Genomic DNA, 719 nt, shown 5'->3' with positions numbered 1-719 from the left:
TAAATCCTTCCCGCTCAGTGACATTCAGCGCGCCTTCTGGATTGGCCGCAGCGAACAGATGACGCTGGGCGGCGTCGGCTCGCATTTTTATATCGAGTTTGATGGCGAAGGGCTGGATGTCGCACGGCTTGAAGCTGCCTGGCAACAGTTGATCGCGCGCCACGCCATGCTGCGTGCGGTGGTGACAGAAGCCGGAGAGCAGCAGGTGCTGCCCGATACGCGGCCCTATCGCATTGAACGTCATAGCGCCTGCGACGATGTCGAAGGGGCGTTGCAAACCTGGCGCGATACGCTGTCGCACCGGGTTTACGATGTGCGTGAATGGCCGCTGTTTTCCATTCATGTGGTGGATTATCAGCAAGGGGGCGATGCGCGCCAGCGGCTGATGGTCAGTCTCGACAGTATGATGTTCGATGGGCGTAGCATCATGATCCTGTTCACCGAATGGGATGCATTGTACTGCAATCCGACGGCGGCACTGCCCGCGTTGCGCATCCACTATCGGGATTATCAATGTGGGCAGGCGGAGTGTAGCGCGGCGCTGATGCCGCAGGCTAAGTCCTACTGGCTGGAGCGACTGGCAACGTTGCCCGCTGCACCCGCCTTGCCGCTGGCGGTGAGGCCCGAGACCATCGCCAAGCCCCGCTTCCAGCGCAGACGCTATGTGTTGCCCGCGGAGTCATGGCAGCGTTTTATGTCACAGGCACAGCGGCATGGCA

Annotated in this window: 1 protein-coding gene; it reads left to right on the top strand. The window is 60.6% G+C overall.

The genetic code is table 11. The features are described 5' to 3' along the window. A partial coding sequence (locus J5224_RS32720) for a condensation domain-containing protein (protein ID WP_264629085.1) occupies window positions 1–719 on the top strand: 719 nt, incomplete at both ends.

The organism is Candidatus Symbiopectobacterium sp. NZEC135, from assembly GCF_025962695.1.
Note: the sequence above shows the minus strand (reverse complement) of the source record. Positions and strands in the feature narration are given on the sequence as shown.